The 6,429-nt window shown below is 74.9% G+C and carries 5 protein-coding genes; 4 read left to right on the top strand and 1 reads right to left on the bottom strand.

The window, feature by feature from the left end; all coding sequences use genetic code 11:
- Positions 1 to 164: 164 nt before the first annotated feature.
- A complete protein-coding gene (locus FOE67_RS12865; protein ID WP_182663722.1) occupies positions 165 to 1,325 on the bottom strand; it encodes a PucR family transcriptional regulator in 1,161 nt (386 codons plus the stop codon).
- A 1,025-nt stretch (positions 1,326 to 2,350) separates the two neighbouring features.
- Between FOE67_RS12865 and FOE67_RS12860 the strand changes: the two genes are divergently transcribed.
- The 4 genes from FOE67_RS12860 to FOE67_RS12845 all read left to right on the top strand — a co-directional run bounded on the left by FOE67_RS12860 (position 2,351) and on the right by FOE67_RS12845 (position 6,307).
- The gene (locus FOE67_RS12860; protein WP_182663720.1) at positions 2,351 to 3,001 is read left to right on the top strand and encodes a ferric reductase-like transmembrane domain-containing protein; all 651 of its coding nucleotides are present in this window, start codon (positions 2,351 to 2,353) and stop codon (positions 2,999 to 3,001) included.
- Positions 2,998 to 4,542, top strand: a complete 1,545-nt coding sequence (locus FOE67_RS12855) for an NADH-ubiquinone oxidoreductase-F iron-sulfur binding region domain-containing protein (RefSeq protein ID WP_323384850.1) — start codon at positions 2,998 to 3,000, stop codon at positions 4,540 to 4,542. The genes FOE67_RS12860 and FOE67_RS12855 overlap by 4 nt, the downstream gene beginning before the upstream one ends.
- Positions 4,543 to 4,850: 308 nt before the next feature.
- Complete coding sequence (locus FOE67_RS12850; RefSeq protein WP_182663718.1) at positions 4,851 to 5,774, top strand: SCO0930 family lipoprotein; 924 nt, start codon at positions 4,851 to 4,853, stop codon at positions 5,772 to 5,774.
- Positions 5,774 to 6,307, top strand: coding sequence for a hypothetical protein (locus FOE67_RS12845; protein WP_182663716.1), 534 nt, complete (start codon positions 5,774 to 5,776; stop codon positions 6,305 to 6,307). Before FOE67_RS12850 ends, FOE67_RS12845 begins: the two co-directional genes overlap by 1 nt.
- Positions 6,308 to 6,429 lie beyond the last annotated feature (122 nt).

The raw sequence follows: 6,429 nt of genomic DNA, 5'->3' as shown, positions 1-6,429 counted from the left end.
GGGAGGGCGAGGGGGCGGGAGGGGCCGCGTCCGCCGGGTCCGTGACGTCGCCCCGCGGACCACGGGCCCACCCACGATCCCGGACGACCCGACCCCGCGGGGCGTGCGCCCTGTGCGCGCACGCCCCACCGGTGGGCTCCGTCGGGAGGGGAAAACCCCGTGGATCAGCGGCCGTTGACCCGGGCCACCCGTGCGGCCTCGGTCGGCCTGCTCCCCACGCCCACGGGCACCGGGCGGCGCGAACGGCCCTGACGGCACTGCAATTCGCGCAGCCTGGCCACCAGGCGCCTGCTGTGCAGGGTCAGTTCCAGTTCGAGCCGGGAGCGCGGGTCGCGCAACGCCGGCCCGTACAGCTTCTCCAGCTGCCGAAGCCGGTAGTGCACCGTCTGCGGGTGCACCTGCAGCGCCTTGGCGGCCTCCGGGGCGCCACCACCCTCCAGCCACGCGAGCAGCGTCGCCTCCAGCCGTTCCCGCTGGCGCGGCGTCAGGTCCGCCATCGGCTGCAGCCAGCGGGCGGACAGGGAGCGCAGCAGCGACTCGTCCTGGAGCAGCACCAGGGTGGTCAGGTGGTCGTCGACGAACAGCGGCCGGTTGTCGGGCACGCGCTCCGCCGGTGCCAGGGCGAGCAGTCGGCGCGCCCACCGCGCGGTGGAGGCGGCGTCGTGCAGGGGCACGATCTGACCCACGGCGACGGTGCGTCCGCGCAGCGCCTCGGTGAGAGCGGAGCGGGTGGTGGCGTCGGGATCGGGCACCAGCACGCACGGGTGCCCCCGGTACAGACCGCTCAGCGGCTCGCCCCCACCGGCCATCCTCGGGAGCGAGAGCTCACCGGGTTCGCCGAGGACCACGGCCTGCACGCGCTGCGGCAGCGGCCACCCGGCTCGATCGGCCAGTTCCCGGAGCGCCGCGACCGGCAGGGCCTCGCGCCCGGTCAGGGCGGTGAGCAGGCGCTGACGCGCCGCACCGTCGTGGGCTCCGGCCGGCCGGCGGGACACGGCGACGTGTCGGGGCGCGGAGGGGTCGGGACCGGGACCGGGGTCGGGGAACACGTCGGGCAGGCCGTCGGACGGGTGCTCCGGCCTCCCGGCGTCCGTCACGTTGTCGGACGCGGGTTCGAGCGGCGCACCGAGCGAGGCGCGCAGCGCCTGTTCGACGTCCCGGCGCACCACCTCCCGGGAGCGTTCCGCGACGAGGGCGGAGAAGCCGGGTATGCGGCGTGTCAGGTCGTCGACCATCCCGTCGGAGACGGAGGGCAGTTCGCGGAGGAGAATGCGGTTCCACTCGGCGGGAGGGCACGACCGGAGTCGGTTCAGCAGGTCACACATTTCTACCTCGTTCAGGTCCGGGGGAGCCCACCCGTCGTCGGGGTGCGGGCGGGGTCAGCCGAGGCTGTCTCCCGGGTCGGATGTCCACTGCGGCAGGTGGAGTTGGCGGCCATCCGGACTTCTCGCGGAGCGAGAACCATGTCGAGGGGGACCCGACCGTCGGGGTGGTCGGTGTCCCTCGTGCGCTGGTGTGTTCGATTGTCCTCGGGGCGGTGCGGGAATTCCGTGGGGATTCCCGGTGGACCCCGGGGGTGGTGCGGGTGGAAACGGGGATGAAGCGGAAGGAAACGTGTCGGGTTCGTCTCCACCGGCCCGGGGTTCCCGGTGCCGGTCGATCCTCGGGGCGCCTCCCTGGCGTCTTCGGCAGGTGGGTCCTCCGACGAGGGGGACACCGGGCCGCGCGGCCGATGTCCACACCGCTCGCCCCGGAACACGGGATTCGGGGTCCCGCGGACCGCAATGGGACGTGCTGTCGGAGCGGTTCGCAACGGGGACGCGGAGGCTGCGGGCGTCGGTCCGGGGCGAGTCGCGCGTCGCGTTCGGACCACACCGGGCACGCCGTCGATCGGCCCCGATGATCGGTGTTCGAGGAACTCCGGACGGCGATCATCGCCGTTCGGTGAGGGTCCTCGAAGACCGGGCCCCGGAAACTTATCACGTTCGGATAACTGTGCAAGTCCCCTGTGTGGACGCCGGAATGCTGCGATGCGACACGGCTCGCCGCGGACCCCGCGGTCCGCCCCGGACACCGGGGCCGGCGGGCCGGAGGTTGGAGAACCAATCCCGCCGCCCGGGATCCGAACCGCCGGACCGCAGCGTCCCGGCCCGGACCCCGGTGAGCCGGCGGCCTCCCGGAGGAAGTGATGGTCATTCCGCAGTCCCCGCCGCAACCCCCGTCGCGGTCCTCGCGACCGGGGGCGTCGGGAAGCCGGCGTCGTCCGTCGGCGGCCGTGCGTCGACCGGGAACCCCCGCGTCCCCGGTGCGCCGCCGGCACGCGGGGCCCGCCGTCCCCGGGGCCCCGCCGATGCCCTCCGGCCCCATCCGGCTGCCCGAGGCCAGCGCCCGCCGCACCACCGGCGCCTACGTCACCGCCACGGCCCTGATCGCCCTGATCGTCCTCGGCACCGCCGGGGCCTTCGAGGAGATGCTGCACTTCCTCGACTTCGGCGCCGGCGTGATGGCGCTGGTCTGCCTCACCGCCACGGTCATGTGGGGTCTGGCCGCCACCGACCGGATCCTGCTCCATCCCGGCCACCGGCTGCTCGCCCAGGCCGTCCACCGGGGCCTCGGTATCACGGGGCTGTGTTTCCTGGCCCTGCACATCGGCGTCAAGATCTTCGAGGACCGCGTCTCCGGGTACGCCGCCGCGATTCCCTTCTCCGACCCCCTGCAGCCGCTGCTCATGGGGCTCGGCACGATGGCCGCCTACCTGTTCGTGCTGGTCGCCGTCGTCGGCGCGGCGCGCGGCGTCTTCGCCGGCCGGAACCGCTCCCGCTGGTGGCGCGGCCTGCACATGCTCGCCTACCCGGCCTGGGCCCTGGCCCTGGTGCACGGGCTGTACGCCGGCCGCGCGGCGGCCGGTTGGGTCACCGCCATGTACATGGGCTGCCTGCTCCTGGCCGCCCTCGCACTGACCACGCGCCTCGCGAATCGAAGCAGGAGGCACGCCCGATGACCACCGCTCCTCCCCGCCCCTCGCTGCCCGTTCCCGGCCGCCGCGCCGGAAGTTCCCCGGCGCGCTCCCGCGGACGTTCCTCCGGCCCCGTGCTGGCCGTGATGGGCCATGCCCGCCTCCTCGCGGGCCTGGACGGTCTGAGCCGCCTGGACCGGGTGGCCCACCTCGCCGTGCACGGCGACTGCCCCCGCCTGCGGCTGGACGAGGTCGTCGCCCTGGCCGAGAACATCTCCCTGCGCGGTCGCGGCGGCGCCGGTTTCCCCTTCGCCCGCAAGGTGGCCTCCGTGGCCGAGGCGGCCAACCGCCGCGGGCTGCCCACCGCCGTCGTCGTCAACGGCAGCGAGGGCGAACCCAGTTGCCTCAAGGACAAGGCCCTTCTGCGGCACGCGCCGCACCTGGTGATCGACGGCGCCGTGCTCGCGGCCGAGGCACTCGGCGCGCAGGAGGTCGTCCTCGGCGTCACCCACCCGGAGGTGTACTCCTCGGTGCGGGACGCCATCGCCGAACTCCCGCCCGGTCGGGTGCCGGTCCGCGTGCAGCGGCTGGCCGAACGCTTCGTCACCGGCGAGAGCTCCTCGATGACCCGGGGGCTGAACGGCGGCCCCACCCTTCCCTCCGGGCAGAAGATCCGCACCAGCGAGGTCGGTCTGCACGGACTGCCCACCCTCTTCTCCAACACCGAGACCTACGCCCAACTCGCCGTCGCGGCACGCCTCGGCGCCCTGGGATACCGCGAGGTGGGCACCCCCCGTGAACCCGGCACCGTCCTGCTCAGCATCGCCGGCGCCTGCGTGATGGAGGCCCCGGCCGGGGCGCCGCTGATCGACGTGCTGCGCCTGGTCGGCCTCGATGTCGGGCAGGGCGTGCTCATCGGCGGCTACCACGGCAAGTGGCTCTCCCCGGCCACCGCCCTGTACGCGGAGCTCTCGCGCGAGAACCTCGAACGGCACGGCGCCACCCTGGGAGCCGGCGCGATCCTCCCGCTGCCCGCCGCCACGTGCCCGGTGGGGGAGACGGTCCGGGTCGCGCGCTGGATGGCCGACGAGTCGGCCGGCCAGTGCGGACCCTGCCTGTTCGGCCTCCCCTCCCTGGCCGACGCCCTGGAGGCGGTGTGGCGCGGCGGCGGCTCGGCCGCCCTGGACGCCGTGCACAACCGGATGGCCGCCGTCCGCGGGCGCGGCGCGTGCAGTCACCCGGACGGCACCGCCGGTTTCGTGACCTCCGCGCTGGACGCCTTCCCCGGCGAATTCGCCGACCACGCCCTGGGCGGCGGCTGCGGCCGCTCCGTCCTCGGCACCCTCCCGCTTCCCCCCGAGCCCGGCGGCATCCCGATCGCCGAACACGAGGGCCCCAAACTCCACGTCGACTGGACCCTGTGCCAAGGCCACGGCCTGTGCGCGGACATCCTTCCCGGCGTGGTCGAGCTGGGGCCGGACGGCTTCCCCGCGAGCGCCACCATGGCGGTGCCGCGGGAGGCCCGGGCCATGGCGATCCGCGCCGTGCGCCGCTGTCCCGCCCTCGCCATGCGCGTCACCGACTGACCGCGCCGACCCACCGAACCGACCACGACCACCCCGACCCACCGAACCGACCACGACCCCGACCCGCCGGCGCGCGGGTCCCCACCCGCACGGTCCGCCGAGCGGAACCGGTCGACGCCCCGCGTCCCCGGTCCCGAACGGCGACCACCACGAACCACCACCCGGCTCCCCGCCCCGGGACGACCGAGCGCGACCCCGCCGTCCGACGGCGCGGCCATCGGGAACCCGGCCGGGCGGGAATCCGGGTCCGGCCAACTCCGCGGAGTCCCCACGGACTCCACCCCCTGGCCCACACCAGAAGGAGAACCATGCGTACACGCCGATGCACGGCCCCCGCCGCCGCGGTGGCGGCCCTGCTCCTGGCCACCGCCTGCGGCACGGACGTCTACGGGCAGGGAGGCACCCAACCGGCCGCCAACCAGGCCGGGGTCCCGGAGTACGGGGACGACTACGGGGCCGGCTCCGCCGACACCGCCGCCGAGGTGGACCCCGCCGGACAGCTCATCGTCCGCAGCACCCCCGACCTGGGCTCCGTGGTCACCGACAGCCGGGGCTTCACCCTCTACCGCTTCGAGGAGGACACCGCCGACCCGCCGGAGTCCACCTGCAACGACGCCTGCGCCACCGCGTGGCCCCCGGTGCCCGCCGACGACGTGAGCGCGGCCGAGGGGATCGACGCCACGCTGCTGGGCGAGGTCGAGCGCGCGGACGGCAGCCTCCAGCTGACCCTCGCCGGATGGCCCGTCTACCGCTACCAGGACGACACCTCCCCCGGTGACATCAACGGTCACGGCGTCAACGGCACCTGGAACGCCCTCGCCCCCGACGGCAAGCCCGCCTCCGCGGACAACGCCCCGGCGGCCGGCGGCGAGGAGGGCCCCGCCCTGTCCGTCGTCCAGGACCCCTCGCTCGGTCCGATCGTCACCGACGCCAAGGGACGCACGCTGTACCGCTTCGACAAGGACAGCGCCTGGCCGATGATCTCCAACTGCGAGGGCGACTGCCTGGACACCTGGAAGCCCGCCCAGCCGGTGGACCCCGAGGACGTGAAGGGCATCGACGCCGAACTGATCAGCACCCTGGAGCGGGACGACGGCACCGAGCAGTTGGCCATCGACTGCTGGCCGGTCTACTGGTTCACCGGTGACGAGAACCCCGGTGACACCACCGGCCACGGTGCCGGCGACCTGTGGTTCGCGGTCACCCCGAGCGGCGCCAAGGCCCCGCTGTAATGAACGGGGCCCCCGCCGTGCCGGGTCTCGGGCGCGCCCGGCTGATGATCCTCGGCGCCTCGGCGCTGGGCACGGTCGCCCTGGCGGCGTTGGCGGCCACGCCGCACGACGCCGCCGGGGCGGGGGCCGGAGCCGGTGCGGGCGCCGCCGAGACCCGGGTGACCATCGGCGATCCCCGGGACGGGAAGGCCCCCGCCCTTCCCGACGAGGACCCGGCCGCCGGTCCCGACGAGATCTCCGAGGCCATCGCGGACCGCATCGGTTGTCGTCCCGAGGCCGTTCTGGTGGACGCCGACGAACTCCGCCAGGTCGCCTGCACCCTCGACGGCGAGCGGTACCGCTTCACCTCCTTCCTGGCGGCCGACGGCCGGGCGGCCTGGCTGGACGAGGCGCTGCCCTACGGCGGCAGTCATCTGGTCGGCGATCGGTGGGTGGTGACGGCCTCCCGGCCGGTGCTGGAGGAACTGGGCGATCGGTTGGGCGGTCGGATCACCGACGGCGAGGACCACGGCGCCCACACCGGGCACGGCTGACCCGGGCCGCCCCGGCCGGGGCGGCCCGTCGGAGGGGTGCGGACCGTCCGTGGCGGACGGGCGGTCCGCACCCCTCCGTGTCCTCCCCGCCCGCCGTTCCGGGCCCCCTTTCGGGGGAACTC

The sequence above is a fragment of the Streptomyces calidiresistens genome, assembly GCF_014141525.1.
Classification (GTDB): Bacteria; Actinomycetota; Actinomycetes; order Streptomycetales; family Streptomycetaceae; genus Streptomyces; species Streptomyces calidiresistens.
The sequence above is the reverse complement of the archived record's forward strand: the minus strand, read 5'-3'. Positions and strand labels throughout refer to the sequence as shown.